At 66.7% G+C, this 16,738-nt stretch carries 15 protein-coding genes; 10 read left to right on the top strand and 5 right to left on the bottom strand.

Annotated features, from left to right (window positions below; translation table 11 throughout):
* The first annotated feature begins 258 nt into the window (after positions 1-258).
* The 7 genes from rpmI to QW845_RS32680 all read left to right on the top strand — a co-directional run bounded on the left by rpmI (position 259) and on the right by QW845_RS32680 (position 6,944).
* On the top strand, positions 259-459 hold the full coding sequence (gene rpmI, locus QW845_RS32710) for a 50S ribosomal protein L35 (protein ID WP_008539890.1): 201 nt from the start codon (positions 259-261) through the stop codon (positions 457-459).
* A gap of 77 nt (positions 460-536) precedes the next feature.
* Positions 537-896, top strand: coding sequence for a 50S ribosomal protein L20 (gene rplT / locus QW845_RS32705; RefSeq protein ID WP_172113603.1), 360 nt, complete (start codon positions 537-539; stop codon positions 894-896).
* A gap of 156 nt (positions 897-1,052) precedes the next feature.
* Complete coding sequence (gene pheS / locus QW845_RS32700) at positions 1,053-2,135, top strand: phenylalanine--tRNA ligase subunit alpha (RefSeq protein WP_315805633.1); 1,083 nt, start codon at positions 1,053-1,055, stop codon at positions 2,133-2,135.
* A gap of 155 nt (positions 2,136-2,290) precedes the next feature.
* Positions 2,291-2,788: an endonuclease domain-containing protein gene (locus tag QW845_RS32695; RefSeq protein ID WP_315805632.1), complete on the top strand. Its 498-nt coding sequence runs from the start codon at positions 2,291-2,293 to the stop codon at positions 2,786-2,788.
* Entirely contained in the window at positions 2,785-5,193 is a 2,409-nt protein-coding gene (gene pheT / locus QW845_RS32690; protein WP_315805631.1) for a phenylalanine--tRNA ligase subunit beta, read from the top strand. The genes QW845_RS32695 and pheT overlap by 4 nt, the downstream gene beginning before the upstream one ends.
* Entirely contained in the window at positions 5,190-5,966 is a 777-nt protein-coding gene (locus QW845_RS32685) for a sulfite exporter TauE/SafE family protein (protein ID WP_315805630.1), read from the top strand. The genes pheT and QW845_RS32685 overlap by 4 nt, the downstream gene beginning before the upstream one ends.
* A 33-nt stretch (positions 5,967-5,999) precedes the next feature.
* Complete coding sequence (locus tag QW845_RS32680; RefSeq protein WP_315805629.1) at positions 6,000-6,944, top strand: MBL fold metallo-hydrolase; 945 nt, start codon at positions 6,000-6,002, stop codon at positions 6,942-6,944.
* 139 nt (positions 6,945-7,083) lie between these two features.
* On the opposite strand, the gene QW845_RS32675 is transcribed toward QW845_RS32680, so the two are convergent.
* Entirely contained in the window at positions 7,084-8,496 is a 1,413-nt protein-coding gene (locus QW845_RS32675; RefSeq protein ID WP_315805628.1) for a flavin monoamine oxidase family protein, read from the bottom strand.
* A 193-nt stretch (positions 8,497-8,689) separates the two neighbouring features.
* On the opposite strand from QW845_RS32675, the gene QW845_RS32670 reads away from it, so the two are divergent.
* The gene (locus QW845_RS32670) at positions 8,690-9,667 is read left to right on the top strand and encodes a YiiX/YebB-like N1pC/P60 family cysteine hydrolase (RefSeq protein ID WP_315805627.1); all 978 of its coding nucleotides are present in this window, start codon (positions 8,690-8,692) and stop codon (positions 9,665-9,667) included.
* 12 nt (positions 9,668-9,679) lie between these two features.
* Here QW845_RS32670 and QW845_RS32665 read toward each other — a convergent pair whose 3' ends face one another.
* Positions 9,680-9,955, bottom strand: coding sequence for a metal-sensitive transcriptional regulator (locus QW845_RS32665; protein WP_315805626.1), 276 nt, complete (start codon positions 9,953-9,955; stop codon positions 9,680-9,682).
* 51 nt (positions 9,956-10,006) lie between these two features.
* On the opposite strand from QW845_RS32665, the gene QW845_RS32660 reads away from it, so the two are divergent.
* Together QW845_RS32660 and QW845_RS32655 are read left to right on the top strand one after the other, a co-directional pair.
* Positions 10,007-12,703: a heavy metal translocating P-type ATPase gene (locus QW845_RS32660; protein WP_315805625.1), complete on the top strand. Its 2,697-nt coding sequence runs from the start codon at positions 10,007-10,009 to the stop codon at positions 12,701-12,703.
* A 76-nt stretch (positions 12,704-12,779) separates the two neighbouring features.
* Positions 12,780-13,532: a sulfate transporter family protein gene (locus tag QW845_RS32655; protein WP_315805624.1), complete on the top strand. Its 753-nt coding sequence runs from the start codon at positions 12,780-12,782 to the stop codon at positions 13,530-13,532.
* Here the strand turns inward: QW845_RS32655 and QW845_RS32650 are convergent.
* The 3 genes from QW845_RS32650 to QW845_RS32640 are packed head-to-tail and all read right to left on the bottom strand — an operon-like array spanning position 13,470 to position 16,641.
* Entirely contained in the window at positions 13,470-15,089 is a 1,620-nt protein-coding gene (locus QW845_RS32650) for a DHA2 family efflux MFS transporter permease subunit (RefSeq protein WP_315805623.1), read from the bottom strand. The genes QW845_RS32655 and QW845_RS32650 overlap by 63 nt on opposite strands.
* Positions 15,086-15,592 (bottom strand): isoprenylcysteine carboxyl methyltransferase family protein, encoded by a 507-nt coding sequence (locus tag QW845_RS32645; RefSeq protein ID WP_315805622.1) that lies wholly within the window; start codon positions 15,590-15,592, stop codon positions 15,086-15,088. Before QW845_RS32645 ends, QW845_RS32650 begins: the two co-directional genes overlap by 4 nt.
* A complete protein-coding gene (locus tag QW845_RS32640; protein WP_315805621.1) occupies positions 15,589-16,641 on the bottom strand; it encodes a type III polyketide synthase in 1,053 nt (350 codons plus the stop codon). Before QW845_RS32640 ends, QW845_RS32645 begins: the two co-directional genes overlap by 4 nt.
* Between the last annotated feature and the right edge of the window lie 97 nt (positions 16,642-16,738).

Raw genomic sequence — 16,738 nt, 5'->3', positions numbered from 1 at the left:
CGATCCTCGACTGTCATGGTCGGCTGATCATGGGTCGGAATAGCCGATTCCGTGGTTCGACGTTGCCAACTGGCTTTGTCTCTGGCATAAGCGCGGCCTTCGTCGCCCGGCTGATCAAGGGCTGCCGTGGCGATGTTTCTGTGCGGGTGGATCCTCGTTTGGACCCGAAACCTGAGCACAACCAACGCTCTAACGAGCATTTTCGCCGGATGGCGCCGCTTTTGCGGGCGGCTTGCCGTTGGCATCAAGGAGAGCCAAATGCCCAAGCTGAAGACCAAATCCGGCGCCAAAAAGCGCTTCAAGGTGACTGCCACCGGCAAAGTGATGCACGCCCAGCGCGGCAAGCGCCACGGCATGATCAAGCGGACGAAGAAGCAGATCCGGCAGCTGCGCGGCACCCGCGTGCTGTTCAAGACCGACGGCGACAACGTCAAGAAGTACTTCTTGCCGAACGCCTGACCGGCCTCTCGCTTCCGAACCCCTGGCCGCCTCAAAGCCGCGGCTGATCGTCATCTCTGAATCCAAGGATTTCCGGCATGTCTCGCGTCAAACGCGGTGTGACCGCCCACGCCAAGCACAAGAAAGTCTTCAAGGCCGCCAAGGGCTATTACGGCCGCCGCAAGAACACGATCCGCACCGCCAAGCAGGCCGTCGAGAAGGCCGGCCAGTATGCGTTCCGCGATCGCAAGCGCAAGAAGCGCACCTTCCGCGCGCTCTGGATCCAGCGCCTGAACGCCGCCGTGCGTCCGTTCGAGCTCACCTACAGCCGATTTATCGACGGCCTGTCCAAGTCCGGCATCACCGTCGACCGCAAGGTGCTGTCGGATCTCGCGATCAACGAGCCCGCCGCGTTCGAGGCGATCGTTGTGAAGGCCAAGGCGGCGCTCGCCGCCTGATCGCCCAGCGCATCGTGAGGATGTCAAAAGCGGCCGATGCTCTCGGCCGCTTTTTGCTATCCGGCGACATGCCGGTTTGCTTGCCTGCTTTCGCTTGACCGCTGTCGCCGGCGCGGCGACAACCCAACCGCCTTTTGTCCCGCGGAGATTTTGCCCGTGTCCGACCTCGCCTCGCTCGAAACCTCGATCCTCGACCAGATCGCCGCCGCCGGCGATGAAGCCGCGCTGGAAACCGTCCGCGTCGCAGCGCTCGGCAAGAAGGGCTCGATCTCGGCGCTGCTGGCGACGCTCGGCAAGATGTCGCCGGACGAGCGCAAGACGCAGGGCGCGGCCATCAACCTCGCCAAGGACAAGGTCACGCAGGCGCTGACCGCGCGCCGCGAGGTGCTCAGGGCCGCGGCGCTCGATGCTCGCCTCGCCGCCGAGACCATCGACGTCACCCTGCCCTTGCAGGATTCGCCGGCCGAGACCGGGCGCATCCATCCGCTCAGCCAGGTGATGGACGAGCTGACCACGATCTTCGCCGACATGGGCTTCTCGATCGCCGAAGGTCCCGACGTCGAGACCGACGACTACAACTTCACCAAGCTGAATTTCCCGGAAGGCCATCCGGCGCGGGAGATGCACGACACCTTCTTCTTCAACCCTAAGCCTGACGGCTCGCGCATGCTGCTGCGGACCCACACCTCGCCGGTGCAGGTGCGGACGATGCTGAGCCAGAAACCGCCGATCCGCGTGATCTGTCCGGGCCGCACCTACCGCATCGATTCGGACGCGACGCACACGCCGCAATTCCACCAGGTCGAGGGCCTCGTCATCGACAAGGGCTCGCATCTCGGCCACCTCAAATGGATTCTGCACGAATTCTGCAAGGCGTTCTTCGAGGTCGACCACATCAACATGAAGTTCCGGCCGTCGTTCTTCCCGTTCACCGAGCCGTCGCTCGAGGTCGACATCCAGTGCCGCCGCGACAAGGGCGAGATCCGCTTCGGCGAGGGCGAGGACTGGCTGGAGATTCTCGGCTGCGGCATGGTGCATCCGAACGTGCTGCGCGCCTGCGGCATTGATCCCGACGAGTACCAGGGTTTCGCCTGGGGCATGGGCATCGACCGCATCGCGATGCTGAAATACGGCATGAGCGATTTGCGCCAGCTGTTCGAAGGCGACGTCCGCTGGCTGTCGCATTACGGCTTCAAGCCGCTGGAGGTGCCGACGCTGGCCGGGGGATTGAGCACGTGACGATTGTCGGCCCCAATGTTTCCCAGCAAACGCTAGGACTCCCTCTCCCGCTTGCGGGGGAGGGCTGGGATCTGCGCGCTCTTACTTCGACAACCATCGGTCTCTCCGTTCCCTCCCCCCTTGTGGGGGAGGGTCAGGGAGGGGGGTAGCCCAGGATGCCGCACGCCGTTGTCAGCAACCGCCAGCGCAACCGAGCGAAGCAACTTCGCCAGGCGATGACGCGCGCCGAGACGCTGCTGTGGCGCTACATCAAGGCCGACCGAATTGACGGCGCCAGCTTTCGCCGCCAGGTGCCATTTCGCAACTACATCGCAGACTTCGCCTGCTTCTCGGCCAAGCTCGTGATCGAGCTCGATGGCGAGTCGCACGATTTCACCGAACGGCAGGCAAGAGACGCCGAGCGTGACGCCTTCTTCGCAGCCGAAGGCTTCGAGGTCCTCCGCTTCACTAATGAGCAGGTGACCTCGAATCTGGAAGGTGTTGTTGCGGCAATCCGCCAAGCCATTGCCGACCGCGCCCGCGGCTTACCCCCCTCCCCACCCCTCCCCCACAAGGGGGGAGGGAGCGGAGAGAGCGTCGCAAGCGACCAAGACAGCGAACACGACCACACTCACGATACAAACACCAGCAAGATCCGAGGCATGCAGCCATGAAATTCACGCTGTCCTGGCTGAAGGACCATCTCGACACCGATGAGTCGGTCGAGACAATCGCCGACAAGCTCACGATGATCGGCCTCGAGGTCGAGCATCTCGAGGACAAGGCGAAGCTGCTCGCGCCGTATAGGATTGCGCGCGTCGTCTCCGCCGAGCAGCACCCGAACGCCGACCGGCTGCGCGTCTGCATGGTCGACACCGGTGACGGTGGCGCGCCGGTGCAGGTGGTCTGCGGCGCGCCGAATGCGCGCGCGGGGCTGGTGTCGGTGTTCTCGCCGCCCGGCACCTACATCCCCGGCAAGAACATCACGCTCTCGGTCGGCACGATCAGAGGTGTCGAGAGCCGCGGCATGCTGTGCTCGGCGGCCGAGCTCGAGATCTCCGACGATCACGACGGCATCATGGAGCTGCCGGCGGATGCGCCGATCGGCACCTCCTACGCCGAATGGGCCGGGCTCGGCGATCCCCAGTTCGAGATCAATCTGACGCCGAACCGCCAGGACTGCACCGGCGTGCACGGCATCGCACGCGACCTCGCTGCCGCCGACATGGGTAAGCTGAAAGACCCCGGCATCAAGCCGATGAAGGGCGAATTCCCCTGTCCCGTGAAAGTCGTGCTCGAAGACGAGAAGCTGTGTCCCGGCTTCGCGCTGCGGCTGGTGCGCGGCGTCAAGAACGGCCCGTCGCCGAAATGGCTGCAGCAGCGCCTGACCTCGATCGGCCTGCGCCCGATCAACGCGCTCGTCGACATCACCAACTACATGACATTCGACCGCGCGCGTCCGCTGCACGTGTTCGATGCCAAGAAGGTCAAGGGCAACCTGGTCGTCCGCCGCGCCCGCGACGGTGAGACGCTGCTGGCGCTGGACGGCCGTACCTACACGCTCGACGATTCGATGTGCGTCATCGCCGATGACGCCGCTGTCGAATCGCTCGCCGGCATCATGGGCGGCGAGGCGTCGGGCTGCGATGAAGACACCACCGACGTGCTGATCGAATCGGCGCTGTGGAACGAGATCAACATCGCCCAGACCGGCCGCAAGCTCGGCATCAACTCCGATGCGCGCTACCGCTTCGAGCGCGGCGTCGATCCGGCCTTCATGGTGCCGGGCCTGGAGATGGCGACCAGGCTGGTGCTCGACCTGTGCGGCGGCACGCCATCGGAAACCCTCGTCGTCGGCAATCCCTTCGGCGATGACCGCATCGTCGACTTCCCGCTCACCGAGGTGAAGCGGCTGGCGGGCATCGAGGTGCCACTGACCGAGATGCGGCGGATCCTGACGCATCTCGGCTTCGTGGTCGCAGGCAATGGCCCGGTCGTGAAGGTCGCGGTGCCCTCCTGGCGCAGCGACGTCCACGGCAAGGCTGACATCGTCGAGGAAATCGTGCGCATCGTCGGCGTCGACAAGGTGCCGATGACGCCGTTCGAGCGCGGCGATGCGCCGCGCAAGCCGGTTCTGACGCCGCTGCAATTGCGCACGCGGCGCGCCAAGCGCGCGTTGGCGGCACGCGGCATGGTCGAAGCCGTGACGTGGTCATTCATCTCGAAGCCGGCCGCCGAATTGTTCGGCGGCGGCAAGGCCGAACTCGCACTCGCCAATCCGATCGCAGCCGATCTATCGGACATGCGCCCGAGCCTGTTGCCGGGCCTGATCGCGACTGTGCAGGCCAACGCCGATCGCGGCTTCGGCGATGCGGCGATCTTCGAGGTCGGGCAGGTCTTCAAGGGCGACGGCCCCACGGATCAGTTCGTGGCCGCGAGCGGCATCCGCCGTGGCATCGCCTCGGCGAAGGGACTCGGCCGGCATTGGACGGGATCGCAGCCGGCCAGTGCCTACGACGCCAAGGCCGATGCGCTGGCCGTGCTGGCGGCGGCCGGCGCGCCGATGGCGTCGCTGCAGATCGTTGCCGGCGGTCCGGCCTGGATGCATCCGGGTCGCTCCGGCACCATCCAGATGGGACCGCAGAACGTGCTCGGACATTTCGGCGAGCTGCATCCGCGCACGCTGGAGGCCCTGAAGGTCGACGGCCCGCTCGTCGCTTTCGAGGTCATCCTCGATCGCATTCCGGCCGCCAAGGCGAAGCCGACCCGCGCCAAGCCGGTGCTCGAGCTCTCGGCATTCCAGCCGGTGTCGCGCGACTTCGCCTTCATCATCGATCGCAAGGTCAAGGCCGGCGACATCGTGCGCGCCGCGCAGGGCGTCGACAAGAAGCTGATCACCGATGTTACCGTGTTCGACGTCTACGAGGGCAAGGGCATCGAGGACGGCAAGAAGTCGGTCGCGATCGCCGTGACCCTGCAGCCACGCGACAAGACCATGACCGACGAGGAGATCGACGCCGTCGCGGCGAAGATCACCGCTGACGTCGCCAAGAAGACCGGCGGCACGTTGCGCGGATGAGCCTGTCCGGGCTCATCCCTGCCGACCTCAGCCTGTTCGCGACGGTCGCACTGGCGATCACAGCTTTTATTGCTGCGACCGCGCGCGGGTTCTCCGGCTTCGGCTCGGCGCTGATCTTCATGCCGCTCGCGAGCAGCTTTGCGACGCCCCGTCTGGTCGCGCCGCTGCTGCTGGTGATCGATTTCGTCTCGATGGCCCCGATGGTGGCGCCAGCCTGGCGCGAGGCCGACCGCAGGGCCACCGCGGTGATCGTTGCGGGCGCGTTGGTCGGCGTGCCCGTGGGCACCTATTTCCTCAGCCGGCTGGACCCGGTCACCGTCCGCTGGATCATCACCGGTTTCGTGCTCGCGCTGCTTGCGCTGCTGCTGTCCGGCTGGCGCTATCGCGGCAGGGAGTACACCGCACTGTCGGTCGCTGTCGGCTGTATCTCCGGATTTTGCAGCGGACTGGCGCAGACCGGGGGCCCGCCGATCGTCGGCTACTGGCTGGGACGCCCGATCCCGCCGAAGATCGCGCGAGCGAACATCGTGCTGTTCTTCGGCGCATCGGACTTCTTCGCGATGGTGAGCTACGCAATGAGCGGGCTGATCTCCTGGGATTCGCTGAAGCTCTCGCTGCTGATCGGGCCGGTCTACGCGCTTGGCGTTGCGTTCGGCGCTTCGCTGTTCGGCCGCGCCAGCGAGCAGGTGTTCCGCGCCATCTGCTATGTGCTGATCGCAATTGCCGTCATCGCCGGCCTGCCGGCCCTCGACGGCGTGCTCGGGCGAGGCTAGCCTCCCCGCAACGAGACCGACCGGGAGGACACCATGATCAATCGCCGCACGATGTTGTCGCTCGCGCTGGGCACAGCCGGAGCTGTCGCAGCGCGCTCGGTGTTCGCGCAAGGCGCCAAGACCGGCACGCGGATCGTCTTCCTCGGCACCAAGGGCGGCCCACGCGTCGGCGTGGGCGCTTCGAATCCGGCCAATCTCGTCGTCGTCAACGGCACGCCGTTCGTGATCGATTGCGGCATGGGCGTCAGCCGTCAGCTCGTCAATGCGGGCGTTCCGATCCCGTCGGTCAAGTACATCCTGATCAGCCATCACCATTCCGATCACAATCTCGAATACGGCAACCTGTTCTACAACGCCTGGGCCGCAGGATTGTCGACGCCAATCCAGTCGTTCGGACCGAAGGGCCTGGAGGCGATGACCAGGAGTTTCTGGGAAACCAACAAGTTCGACGTCGACACCCGCATCGCAGATGAAGGCAGGCCCGATCCTCGGCCGCTCCTGGTCGCGAAGGACATCGACGCGGACGGCGTCGTGCTGAAGACGGCGGATGTGACGGTGACCGCGTTCCGCACGCCGCATCCGCCGATCACCGACAACTTCGCCTACAAGTTCGAGACCCCGAACGGCACGATCGTGTTCTCGAGCGACACCGCCTACAATCCGAAGCTCGCCGAGTTCGCCAGGGGCGCCGACGTGCTGGTGCACGAATGCCTGTATGTGCCGGCGGTCGATCGCTTGGTCGCGAAAACGAAGAACGGCTCGACGCTGAAGAAGCACCTGCTCGACAGCCACACGACGACCGAGGACGTCGGGCGCATCGCCGCGGCGGCAGGCGTGAAGGTGCTGGTGCTCAGCCACTTCGTGCCCGGTGATGATCCCGAAGTGACCGACGAGGATTGGACCCGGGACGTGAAGAAGAACTACTCGGGCCGGATCATCGTGGCGAAGGATTTGATGGAGCTGAAGCTGCCGGTGTAAGCTAGATCAGCAAAGCTGCAAATAGCGAGCACAACGACTGTACATTTCAAGGCCCTCTCCCCTTGTGGGTCCCACAAGGGGAGAGGGCGCAGTCACGGGCACCGCATCCATGTTGCGATCTTAGCGCGACGATCGAATGTCAATCCTCAGGCGAGGCCGAGCGCACCTTGCCGCGGCGGCGCGGCCGTTGCCGCTCACTGCTCGGCTCCGGCTCGGGATCCTTCAGCGCGCCGATCCGCCGCAGCGCGGCTTCGGCGGCACGTTCGCCGGAGTCCCAGGCGCCGTCGACCGTGCCCCACAGCGTTTCGTGCGTCGCCTCGCCCGCCAGGAACAGCGGACCGAGGGGTTCGCCGAGGATCTTGCGCGCCCCCTGGCTGCCGGGCGTGGCCGCCGACATCGCGCCGAGCACGCCCGGCGCCTGGTTCCAGCGCGTGGCTGCGGACGACTTCACCGCTGCGGCGGCCTCACTTCCAAACAGCTTGCCGATCCACTCCCTGGCGAAGTCGACCATCGCCGCCTCGCCCTGCGCTGAGAGTTCGCGGCCGAAGGCGCCGGCAACATCGACGGCGCAGAGCGACGATCCGCCGATATTGGCCAGCAACAGACCCGTGCGGTTGGAATTGCTCTGCTCGATGATGACCTCGTCCCGCGACAGGCCGAGCGGATTGCCCGCCAGCATCAGCGCAATGTGATCGTAGCTGCCGAGGCTGAGCTTGGCGGCGGCGTCGAGCTGCCGCTTGGGCAGCTCGGGGGCGAACTTGATGGCGCCTGATGTCAGCACGTTGGTCGACACCGTGAGGATGACGGCGCGCGCCGCGATCCGCCCCGCCGGCGTTTCCACCGCGACGTCGCGGTTGGCCCACACGACGCGCGTTGCTGGAGTCGACAGCGACAACGGCAACGCTTCGCCGAGCCTGGCGATGAACGTGCCCAGCCCCTGGCGGCAGGCCAGCGGCGCGCTGCGATCCTGCGCACGCGCCTTGTCCATCGCGGAGAGATCGGCGAGATCCTTCCCGGTCGCGCTGGCGCCGAGCACGAAGGCGGTGGTGCTGGTCCAGTCGCCCAGATCCTTCGGCAGCGCCGCGGCGCAGGAGGTGTCGAGCTTGCCGCGCGCCGCCTCGTCGATGGCGCGATTGGCGCGCACCAGCCCCGCCAGGAACTGCTCGGTCTCACCGGGCCGCGCATTGCGCCGACCGACCCGGATCTTCTGCCCGACGGGGGCCGCGACGAGATCGAGCCCGAGACCCCGCGCGAGCCTGCTGATGGGATTGCCGTCGGCGTTGAGCAGCCAGCGGGCGCCGCGATCGAACGGCACGCCGAAGGTGGCAGTATCCGTGCTGCAACGTCCGCCGGGCTGCGGCGCGGCCTCCAGCACCACGACCTTGCGGTTGGCCGCGACGATCCGACGGGCCGCGGCGATTCCCGCCGCCCCGGCCCCGATCACGACAATGTCAGCCTCGCGTGGAACAGCCGCCTGCGCGGCGCGGCCCGAGATGGGCAGCGCGGCCAGCGCCGCGGAAGCGGAGAGGAAGCCGCGGCGCGTGACATTCATGACATGGTTTCCGAAAGCTTTGAACCAAACGAATACCCGCCGAATTTGCCGCATCTGCCGCGCTGCGGCAACCGGGATGGTAAACGTGATGCCGTGCAGAACGCATCGACTATGAACCAAATTGCAACCGCAATCGACCATCATGGAAGAAGGGAAAAAGCCGGCGACCGGCCAAGGTCGCCCGGGGAGCGTTATGGGTATCGTGCTCGATCACATCGGCAAGCTGATTGCCGCCTATCTCCAGAAGGAGATCCCGGGCTATGAGCCGTTCACGCCGAGCGATCCGGACTATCTGCGCAAGGATGTCCAGCCCGGCGACGTGCTGCTCGTCGAGGGCAACAGCCGTATTTCCGGCATCATCAAATACCTCACGCAGTCGACCTGGTCGCATGCCGCGCTCTATGTCGGACCGATCGACGGCGCCGTCGAGCCCGATGGGGAGCCGCACGTGCTGGTCGAGGCCTATGTCGGCGATGGCGTGATCTCGGCGCCGCTGTCGAAATATTTCGCCTACCACACCCGTGTGTGCCGTCCGGTCGGACTAACGTATGAGGACCGGCACACGGTGTGCCGCTACGCCATCAATCGCATCGGCTTCGGCTACGACACCAAGAACATCATCGACCTGATGCGCTATCTGATCCCGATGCCGATTCCGCAACGCTGGCGGCGGCGCATGATCGCGCTGGGCTCGGGCGATCCGACCAAGATGATCTGCTCGGCGCTGATCGCGCAGGCGTTCGATGCGGTGCGCTATCCGATCCTGCCGAAGATCACGCGGGCGCCATCGCGGCGCGCCAAGCGCGAGATCCTGCACATCCGGGATTCGTCGCTCTACATGCCGCGCGATTTCGACATCTCGCCCTATTTCGAGATCGTCAAGCCGACCATCGTCAATGGATTCGACTACACGACGCTGCATTGGGCCGACAAGCAGAAGCCGCTCGCGGAGGTAGCGGGCGAGTTCGCCGTGTTTCCAGGAGCCATCACAGCGCCGCCGCTCGTTCCTGAGACGGCTGACGAAGAAGCGACGCAGCAGGCTGCGGCTGAGGAAGTAGTTGCGAAGCTCGGCGAGCGGCTCGTGGTCAGCGAGCATTTTCTCGTCGCCGAGCCGGTACGAAACGTCGCGCCACGTCCGACCGCACGACGCCGCAAAAAAGTGGCAGCCTGACCCGGGCTGGCCTCAGCGATCCGACCGGCTGATCACATCCATCAACTCCGCGATCTTCTGCCGTTGATCGGCCTTGTCGCCCGATGCGATGGCGTGCTCGACGCAATGGGCGACGTGGTCGCGCAGGATCTCCTCCTCGACCCGTCGCAGCGCCGCCCTGACAGCGGAGATCTGGGTCACGATGTCGATGCAGTAGCGGTTGTCCTCGACCATTTTCGACAGGCCCCTGACCTGCCCTTCGATCCGGCTCAAACGTTTCTGACAGGATGTCTTGATGTCCTCGCGCATGCGGCCTATATACCCCTACAGGGTATAGGTTTCAAGAGGCGAGGCTGGGCAATGTCGGGAACCGAACACGGACATGGCGCCGCAGCGGTCAAGGCCAGCGGATGCGGCTGTGGACCACAGGCGAGCGCGGTGGAAACCGGACAAGAGACCGCGGCTGCAGAGGGATGTTGCAGTGATCGTGCCGATGCAACACCAGCCCACAACCATGGCGGCTGCTGCGGCGGCCGCGACGAGGCGCCGCCGCCGATCGCGAAGGTGAAGGATCCCGTCTGCGGCATGTCCGTCGATCCCGCGACCTCCAAGCACCGCTTCGAACATCAGGGGCAGACGTACCATTTCTGCTCCGCGAGCTGCCGCACCAAGTTCGCCGCCGATCCCGCCAAGTATCTCGTGACGGCCGCGCCTGCAGCCGCGGCGTCGTGCTGTGGCGGTCATGACCATCACGCGCATCAGCATGACGATGCGAAGGTGATCGATCCCGTCTGCGGCATGAGCGTCGATCCCGCGACCTCGAAACATCGCTTCGAGCACGCGGGTCACACGTTCCATTTCTGCTCGGCCGGCTGCCGCACCAAATTCGCGGCTGAGCCCGACAAATATCTCGGCGAGCGCGAGCCGCCGCCGGAGATGCCGGCAGGCACGATCTACACCTGCCCGATGCATCCCGAGATCCGGCAGGAAGGCCCAGGCACCTGCCCGATCTGCGGCATGGCGCTGGAGCCCGACGTCATCAGCCTCGACGATGCGCCCAATCCCGAGCTCGCCGACATGACCAGACGATTCTGGATCGGCGCGGTGCTGGCAGCTCCCGTGGTCGTGCTGGAGATGGGCGGGCACCTCGTCGGCGGCCACGGCCTGATCGATCCCGTGCTGTCGAACTGGATCCAGTTCGCGCTGGCGACGCCGGTGGTGCTGTGGGCCGGCTGGCCGTTCTTCGTACGCGGCTGGCAATCGGTCCAGACCCGCAATCTCAACATGTTCACCTTGATCGCGATGGGTACGGGCGTCGCCTATGTCTACAGCGTGATCGCGACCCTGGCGCCGCAGGCGTTTCCGCCGGCGTTCCGCGGCCATGGCGGCGCGGTGGCGGTGTATTTCGAGGCGGCCTCGGTCATCACCATTCTCGTCCTGCTCGGCCAGGTGCTCGAGCTGCGCGCACGCGAGGCGACGTCGGGCGCGATCAAGGCGCTGCTGCAGCTGGCGCCGAAGACGGCGCGGCGGCTCGATGCCGACGGCACCGATCATGAGGTGGAGATCGTCGAGCTCGCGGTCGGCGACCGGCTGCGCGTGCGTCCCGGTGAGAAGGTGCCGGTCGACGGCGTCATCCTCGAAGGCCGCTCGTCGCTCGACGAATCGCTGGTCACCGGCGAATCGATGCCTGTCACCAAGGACGAGGGCGAGCGCGTCATCGCCGGCACGTTGAACCAGACCGGCAGCTTCGTGATGCGCGCCGACAAGGTCGGTCGCGAGACGCTGCTGTCGCAGATCGTGCAGATGGTCGCCGATGCGCAGCGCTCGCGCGCGCCGATCCAGCGCCTCGCCGACCAGGTCGCGGGCTGGTTCGTGCCGACGGTGATCGCGGCTGCCATTGCCGCCTTCGTCGCGTGGTACGCGTTCGGTCCCGAGCCGCGCTTCGCCTTCGGCCTCGTCGCCGCCGTGAGCGTGCTGATCATCGCCTGTCCCTGCGCGCTCGGCCTGGCAACGCCGATGTCGATCATGGTCGGGGTCGGTCGCGGCGCCCAGGCCGGCGTGCTGATCAAGAGCGCCGAGGCGCTGGAGCGGATGGAGAAGGTCGACACGCTGGTCGTCGACAAGACCGGCACACTGACCGAGGGCAAGCCGAAGGTGACCAGCATCGTCACCGCTCAGGGCTTCGACGAGGCCGAGGCGCTGCGGCTGGCCGCCAGCGTCGAGCGCGCCAGCGAGCATCCGCTCGCCGAGGCCATCGTCCGGCACGCCAGCGAGCGCAACCTCAAGCTCGCCGACGTCAAGAACTTCGACGCACCGACCGGCAAGGGCGCGCGCGGCGAGATCGACGGCAAGTCGGTCGTGCTCGGCAATGCCACCTATCTCGCCTCGCTCGGTATCATCACCGATACGCTGGGGGTCGAGAGCAAGCGGCTGCGCGAAGAGGGCGCGACCGTGATCACGATGGCCGTTGACGGCAAACCGGCCGCGTTGTTCGCGATTGCCGATCCGGTCAAGGCCTCGACGCCGGAGGCGCTGAAGGCACTCGCGGCCGACGGCATCAAGGTGATCATGCTGACCGGCGACAACCGCACCACGGCCACCGCGGTCGCGCGAAAAATCGGCATCACCGAGGTCGAGGCCGAGGTGCTGCCGGACCAGAAGAGCGCCGTGGTCGCGCGGCTGCGCGCCAGCGGCAAGATCGTCGCGATGGCCGGCGACGGCGTCAACGATGCGCCGGCGCTCGCCGCGGCCGACGTCGGCATCGCCATGGGCACCGGCACCGACGTGGCGATGGAGAGCGCCGGCGTCACGCTGCTGCAGGGCGATCTCGGCGGCATCGCGCGGGCGCGAAAACTGTCGGCGGCGACGATGCGCAACATCCGCCAGAACCTGTTCTTCGCGTTCATCTACAACGCCGCGGGCATCCCGATCGCCGCCGGCATCCTCTACCCCGTGTTCGGCATCCTGCTGTCGCCGATCATCGCCGCTGCCGCGATGTCGCTGTCGTCGGTCAGCGTGGTCGGCAACGCGCTGCGGCTGCGGGCGACCGATCTTTGAGACGATGCCGGCGGACTTGCCGAAGCCCGCCGGCATGTCTACCTCTGCCGCGGGCTTTGCAGCGAGGGACCCCGCCATGATCGACGCCGCCATCAAGGCGATTTCGCAAATTCTGTCGCCGCCGATGCGCTCGATCCTGTGGCGCTCGATCGGGCTGGCGCTGGTGCTGGTCACGGTGCTCGCGATTGGGCTGCAGCGGCTCCTGACCTGGCTGGCGACCGCCGGCGAGGGCTGGGCGGAAGCCATGCTCGGGCCGAACTCGCACGGCACGCTGGAGGTGCTGACCTGGATCATCTCGATCGCCGCCGGGTTCGGCGTGGTGTTCGGCGGCATCATGCTGATGCCCGCGATCACCTCGCTGATCGCGAGCCTGTTCGTCGACGACGTCGCCGACCTCGTCGAGCGCGAGCACTATCCGGCCGAGCGCCCCGGCGTCGCCCTGCCGTTCGGCGTCGCGATCGCGGAAGGCCTCAAGGCCGCCGGCCTCACCATCCTGGTCTATCTGATCGCCCTGCCCTTCGTGTTCCTGGCCGGTGCCGGCTTCGTGATCTTCTTCATCGCCACGGCGTGGCTGCTCGGCCGTGAATATTTCGAGCTCGCCGCGATGCGCTTCCGGCCGCCGGCGGAGGCCAAGGCGATGCGGCGCGACAATGCGGTGACCGTGTTCACCGCGGGCCTGATCATCGCGGCGTTCGTCACCATCCCGATCGTGAACCTGGCGACGCCGCTATTCGGAATGGCCTTCATGGTCCACCTGCACAAGCGCCTATCCGGACCGCGGCCCGAGCTGATCGAGCCGTCGCCGGAGCGCCGGCTGCGCAGCCTCTAGCGCCATCATCCGCGGCGACAGGCTCACGGCCTTGTTGCGCGCAAACGGGATCAGCAGGAAGCCGATCAGGGCTATGCCTGCGAGCAGCGACCAGGCCTCGTTGACGCACAACGCGAGCGAGGCCTTCTCCACCAGCGGCCGGACATAGGCGATCGCCTGCTCCTCGGAGACGCCGCGCGGACGGTTGCGTAGCAGCTCCGGCGCCAGCCCGATCGCCTTGGCGGCGGCGGTGTCGCCGGCCATCAGGCGGTCGCGGAACGCCTGCGCATGGAGCGCGACGCGGCCGTAGATGATGGTGTCGATCAGCGCGATGCCGATGGCCCCGCCGAGATTGCGCATCAAATTGAACAGCCCGCTGGCATCGGCGACCTCGGCCTGCGGCAGGTCGCCGAGCGCGATCCGCGTCGGCGGCAGCAGGCAGAACATGATGCCGACGCCGCGCACCACCTGCGGCCAGAACATCTCCTGATAGTCCGCCGTCGGCGGCTGGAACGCGCTCGCCGCAAGCCCTGCGCCGAACAGCACGAAACCGAACGCCGTCAGCAGACGCGCATCGAGCCTGCCGTCCAGCGCCGTCACCAGCGGGGCCGCAATCAGTTGCGCCACGCCGGTCACCAGCATGATCTTGCCGATCTCGAACGCATCGTGGCCGCGCACGAAGGCGAGGAACACCGGCATCAGATAGACCGAGCCGAACAGCCCGATGCCGAGGCAGAAGCTCGACAGGCAGCCGAGCGTGAACGACCGCCGCTGGAAGCTGCCGAGCCGCAGGATCGGATATGGCGCGGCCAGCAGGCGCTGGATCAGCAAGGTGAGGCATGACGCGCTCAGCACCAGGAACGCAATGCAGTTCGACGACAGCCAGCCGCCCTTCGGCGCCTCCTTCAGCCCGAGCTCGAGGCTGGCCAGGGACACCGCGAGCAGCAGCAGCGCGAACAAATCGAGCTTGTCGAGCTCCGCGAGATCCATGCGCTGCTTCGGCAGCAGGCCAGGCGTCACCAGCGCGGCAATGACACCCGGCACGATGTTGATGAGGAACAGCCAGGGCCACGACCAGGTGTTGGTGATGAAGCCGCCGACCACGGGCCCGATGGTCGGCGCGAGCACCGCGACGACGCCGCCGATGGTGGTCGCGACCGCGTGCAGGCGCGGCGGAAACAGCAGGAAGACGGCGGAGAACACCACGGGGATCAACAGACCGCCGAAGAAGCCCTGCAGCACGCGGAACGCCAGCAGCGTGTGAAAATCGCCGCTGAACGCGCAGCCGAGCGAGGCGGCGGTGAAGATGCCGACGGCGCCTGTGAACAGCCAGCGCAAGGTGAAGACACGCGTGAGCAGGCCGGTGAGCGGAATGGCAATGATCTCGGCGATCAGATACGCCGTCTGGATCCAGCTCATCGCGTCCGGCGTGATGCCGAGCGCCTCCTGGATGGTCGGCAGCGAGGTCGCCACCACCTGGATGTCCAGGATCGCCATGAACATGCCGACGCACATCAGGATGAAGCCGAGCCAGGTGGCGAGGCTCGGACGATCCTGCGGCGCGGCCGACCCGCTCATGCGGTCTGGCCGCCGCCGATGCCGGTGAGTGCTTCGGATTCGGCGCGGATGCGGATGAACAGCACCGCCGCATTCAGGCCGGAGAAGATCAGCGCGATCAGCGGCAGATGCAGCGCCAGCGGCAGCAGCGCGATCTCGGCGGCGACCACCAGGTAGTTCGGATGCGAGATGTAGCGATAGGGACCATCGGTCACCAAGGGCGCACCGGGCAGGATGATGATGCGTGTCGTCCAGCGCGGACCGAGCGTCGCGAGCACCCACCAGCGCAGGCCCTGCAGAGCCACGAAGCCCGACAGCAGCCACGGATCGACCTCCTGGTCGGCGCCGAGCAGCCACAGCGACACCAGCCAGGCCGCATGCATCGAGATCATCAGCGGATAATGATCCGCGCCGACCTCGACCGCGCCCATGGCGCGCAGACGCTTGGTGTTGTGGCGGGCGAGCACGAGCTCGCCGAGCCGCTGCATGGTGACGAGGGCGAGGACGAAGGCGGCGAAGGTCATGCGGCGTGCCTCAGTGAAACGCAGCTTGCGGTGAAACCCGGTCCGAGCGCGGTCAGCACCGAGCGCGGCGGCAGTCCGCGGGCGCGCGCGCGCTCCAGCACGAACAACACCGTCGGCGCGGACATGTTGCCGTAGTCGGCGATGATCTCGCGCTCATGGTCGAGCGTGCCCTGGCCGATCGACAGCGCGCGCTCCAGCGCCGTGATCACCTTGGCGCCGCCGGGATGGCAGACGAAGCGGTCGACGTCGCCGGGCGCGAGCTTCATGTTGCCGAGGATCTCGGTGACCGCGGGGCCCATGTTCTCGGTGACGAAGTCCGGAATGGTGCGCTGGAAGATCACGCCAAAACCTTCGGGATCGACGCTCCAGCCCATGATATCCAGCGTATCCGGCCACAGCTTCTCGCCGGTCGCCTCGACGCGCGTCTGGCCGCCATCGCCGGCGCGCAGGATCGCGGCCGCCGCGCCGTCGCCGAACAGGCTGAGCGCGACGATGTTGGCCTTGCTCAGCTCGTCGTGGCGCACCGCGAGGGTGCACAATTCGAAGGTCACGAACAGCACATTGGTGCCGGGCCGCGCCTGCGCCAGCCGCGCGGCGATCGACAGGCCGGAGACGCCGCCGGCGCAGCCGAGCCCGAACACCGGCACGCGCGAGACATCGGAGCGGAAGCCCATGCGGCCGGCGACGCGCGCCTCCAAGGTCGGCGTCGCGATGCCGGTCGAGCTCACGCTGACGATGGTGTCGATCTCGGCAGCCGTGAGATCGGCCTGCGCCAGCGCCTTGTTCGTCGCGTCGACGAACAGCGCCTCGGCGCCTTCGAGATAGGCTTGCGTGCGCTCCGGCCAGCCGCGCCGCTCCATGTACCATTCGATCGGCTTGACGCCGTAGCGCTGGCGGATGCCGGTGTTGGCGAACAGGCTCGCCATCGTATCGAACTGCGGAAAGCGCGGCGACAGCACCACGCGCGCCGCCTCCATCACCTCGTTCTGGCGGAACTGATGCGGTGGCACAGCGGTCGCGAGCGACACGAGGGCGGCGGTATGGTCCATGCGATCGATCCTTCCACGTCCCGGCGCAGAAAGTCCGAGAACGCGGGAATTCTCACGCGCCACTCACATCGCCCGGATTACTGTTCCATCTTATGAC

The sequence above is a fragment of the Bradyrhizobium sp. SZCCHNS3002 genome (assembly GCF_032377435.1).
Lineage (GTDB): Bacteria > Pseudomonadota > Alphaproteobacteria > Rhizobiales > Xanthobacteraceae > Bradyrhizobium.
Note: the sequence above shows the minus strand (reverse complement) of the source record. Positions and strands in the feature narration are given on the sequence as shown.

Coding starts and splice junctions, on each gene's coding strand:
- QW845_RS32650 (WP_315805623.1), bottom strand. CDS start 15,089: ATGAGCGGGTCGGCCGCGCCGCAGGATCGTCCGAGCCTCGCCACCTGG.
- pheT (WP_315805631.1), top strand. CDS start 2,785: ATGAAATTCACGCTGTCCTGGCTGAAGGACCATCTCGACACCGATGAG.
- QW845_RS32655 (WP_315805624.1), top strand. CDS start 12,780: ATGATCGACGCCGCCATCAAGGCGATTTCGCAAATTCTGTCGCCGCCG.
- QW845_RS32660 (WP_315805625.1), top strand. CDS start 10,007: ATGTCGGGAACCGAACACGGACATGGCGCCGCAGCGGTCAAGGCCAGC.
- QW845_RS32685 (WP_315805630.1), top strand. CDS start 5,190: ATGAGCCTGTCCGGGCTCATCCCTGCCGACCTCAGCCTGTTCGCGACG.
- rplT (WP_172113603.1), top strand. CDS start 537: ATGTCTCGCGTCAAACGCGGTGTGACCGCCCACGCCAAGCACAAGAAA.
- QW845_RS32640 (WP_315805621.1), bottom strand. CDS start 16,641: ATGGACCATACCGCCGCCCTCGTGTCGCTCGCGACCGCTGTGCCACCG.
- QW845_RS32665 (WP_315805626.1), bottom strand. CDS start 9,955: ATGCGCGAGGACATCAAGACATCCTGTCAGAAACGTTTGAGCCGGATC.
- QW845_RS32680 (WP_315805629.1), top strand. CDS start 6,000: ATGATCAATCGCCGCACGATGTTGTCGCTCGCGCTGGGCACAGCCGGA.
- QW845_RS32695 (WP_315805632.1), top strand. CDS start 2,291: ATGCCGCACGCCGTTGTCAGCAACCGCCAGCGCAACCGAGCGAAGCAA.
- QW845_RS32675 (WP_315805628.1), bottom strand. CDS start 8,496: ATGAATGTCACGCGCCGCGGCTTCCTCTCCGCTTCCGCGGCGCTGGCC.
- QW845_RS32670 (WP_315805627.1), top strand. CDS start 8,690: ATGGGTATCGTGCTCGATCACATCGGCAAGCTGATTGCCGCCTATCTC.
- rpmI (WP_008539890.1), top strand. CDS start 259: ATGCCCAAGCTGAAGACCAAATCCGGCGCCAAAAAGCGCTTCAAGGTG.
- QW845_RS32645 (WP_315805622.1), bottom strand. CDS start 15,592: ATGACCTTCGCCGCCTTCGTCCTCGCCCTCGTCACCATGCAGCGGCTC.